1 protein-coding gene and 2 pseudogenes are annotated in these 2,122 nt (G+C 61.7%); all 3 read left to right on the top strand.

Features of this window, described 5'->3' with window-relative positions; translation table 11 throughout:
* Positions 1-240: pseudogene (locus F0169_RS26930) on the top strand (KH domain-containing protein); the annotation flags it as partial.
* A gap of 153 nt (positions 241-393) precedes the next feature.
* Entirely contained in the window at positions 394-1,083 is a 690-nt protein-coding gene (gene recO / locus F0169_RS26925; protein WP_152748124.1) for a DNA repair protein RecO, read from the top strand.
* A 51-nt stretch (positions 1,084-1,134) separates the two neighbouring features.
* Positions 1,135-1,877, top strand: a pseudogene (gene pdxJ, locus F0169_RS26920) (pyridoxine 5'-phosphate synthase).
* The last annotated feature ends 245 nt before the right edge of the window (positions 1,878-2,122 follow it).

The raw sequence follows: 2,122 nt of genomic DNA, 5'->3' as shown, positions 1-2,122 counted from the left end.
TCAAGCAGCAGGGCAAGACCCTGCACATTCATGCATTGATCCTCGTTGAAACGTGACGGCCAGAAGAAAATTATCATCGGCGACAAGGGCGAGCGTATCAAACGCATCGGCACTGAAGCGCGCAAGGACATGGAGTTGCTGTTTGACTCCAAGATCATGCTCAACCTGTGGGTGAAGGTTAAGGGTGGTTGGTCCGACGACGAGCGCGCACTGCGTTCGCTCGGCTACGGCGACCTGTAAGCACACCGCAGGGCAGAAAATGTGGGAGGGGGCTTGCCCCCCGATAGCGGTGGCTCAGTTAACCAACAAGTGACTGATACACCGCCATCGGGGGCAGCCCCTCCACATTCGGTTTAGGTTGTTTTCAAGACAGTCGTCAGCAGCGAGAACCTCATGTCTCAAACCCCACCCCCTAGCCAACTTGCCTACGTGCTGCACAGCCGCGCCTACCGCGAGACCAGCGCTTTGGTGGATTTCCTCACGCCCGAGGGCCGCCTGCGCGCGGTGTTGCGCAGTGCGCGGGGCAAGGCGGGCACGTTGGCACGGCCGTTTGTGGCGCTGGACGTGGAATTTCGCGGCAAGGGCGAGCTGAAAAACGTTGGCCGTCTGGAAAGCGTTGGCACCTCTGCCTGGCTGAATGGCGAGGCGCTGTTTAGCGGCCTTTACCTGAATGAACTGCTGATTCGCCTGCTGCCTGCCGAAGACCCGCACCCGGCCGTGTTTGATCATTACGCCGCCACGCTGTTGGCCCTCGCCGAAGGGCGCCCGTTGGAGCCGCTGCTGCGTGCGTTCGAATGGCGCTTGCTTGACGATTTGGGCTACGGCTTCGAACTCGCCAACGACCTGCGCGGCGAGCCCATCGCCGCCGACGGCATGTACCGCCTGCAAGTCGACGCCGGGCTTGAGCGCGTGTACCTGCTGCAACCGGGCCTGTTCCAGGGCGCCGAGTTGTTGGCCATGAGCGAGGCCGACTGGAGCGCCCCCGGTGCCTTGTCCGCCGCCAAACGCTTGATGCGCCAAGCGCTGGCCGTGCACTTGGGTGGGCGACCGCTGGTCAGCCGCGAGTTGTTTCGAAAGCCCTGACAACCCCGTGTATGCTGTGCAGCGTTTGTTTCCCTTTTCAGGAGCGCTTCCGTGAGCACCAGCAATCGCATTCTTCTTGGCGTCAACATCGACCACGTCGCTACCCTGCGCCAGGCCCGGGGCACCCGTTACCCTGACCCGGTCAAGGCCGCGCTGGATGCCGAAGAAGCGGGCGCGACGGCATCACCGTGCACCTGCGCGAAGACCGCCGGCACATTCAGGAGCGCGACGTGTTGCTGCTCAAGGACGTGCTGCAAACCCGCATGAACTTCGAAATGGGCGTGACCGAAGAAATGATGGCGTTCGCCGAGCGCATCCGCCCGGCGCATATCTGCCTGGTGCCCGAAACCCGCCAGGAACTGACCACCGAAGGCGGGCTGGACGTGGCCGGCCAGGAAGCGCGGATCAAAGCCGCGGTGGAGCGCTTGTCACGCATCGGCAGCGAAGTGTCGCTGTTCATCGATGCTGATGAGCGCCAGATCGAAGCCTCGCGCCGCGTCGGCGCGCCCGCCATCGAACTGCACACCGGCCGTTATGCCGATGCGACCACCCCGACCGACGTGGCGAATGAGCTGCAACGCGTGATCGACGGTGTGAACTGCGGCCTTGCGCAAGGTCTGATCGTCAACGCTGGCCATGGCTTGCATTACCACAATGTGCAGGCCGTGGCCGCGATCCAGGGCATCAACGAGCTGAACATCGGCCACGCCCTGGTCGCGCACGCGCTGTTCGTCGGTTTCAAAGGGGCAGTTGCCGAGATGAAAGCCCTCATCCTGGCCGCTGCCAAAGGCTGAGTGAGCAGCGTGTTAAAAACACACTAAGCGTCAAAGTGTGGGAGATTCAATGTAGCGCTGTCGCGCAGCAAACGGGCTCGGGGTGTTATTTTGCATACACAGTAGATCTGCTTCTGCTTGTTTGTGGGAGGGCTTGCTCCCGATAGCAGTTTTACAGTTGATACATGAATTTGACTGACCCACCGCCATCGGGAGCAAGCCCCCTCCCACAGTTTGACCACATTCTGCTTGGGAGATTGGGTCGG

The sequence above is a fragment of the Pseudomonas kitaguniensis genome, assembly GCF_009296165.1.
GTDB classification, from domain to species: Bacteria; Pseudomonadota; Gammaproteobacteria; order Pseudomonadales; family Pseudomonadaceae; genus Aquipseudomonas; species Aquipseudomonas kitaguniensis.
Note: the sequence above shows the minus strand (reverse complement) of the source record. Positions and strands in the feature narration are given on the sequence as shown.

Coding starts and splice junctions, on each gene's coding strand:
- recO (WP_152748124.1), top strand. CDS start 394: ATGTCTCAAACCCCACCCCCTAGCCAACTTGCCTACGTGCTGCACAGC.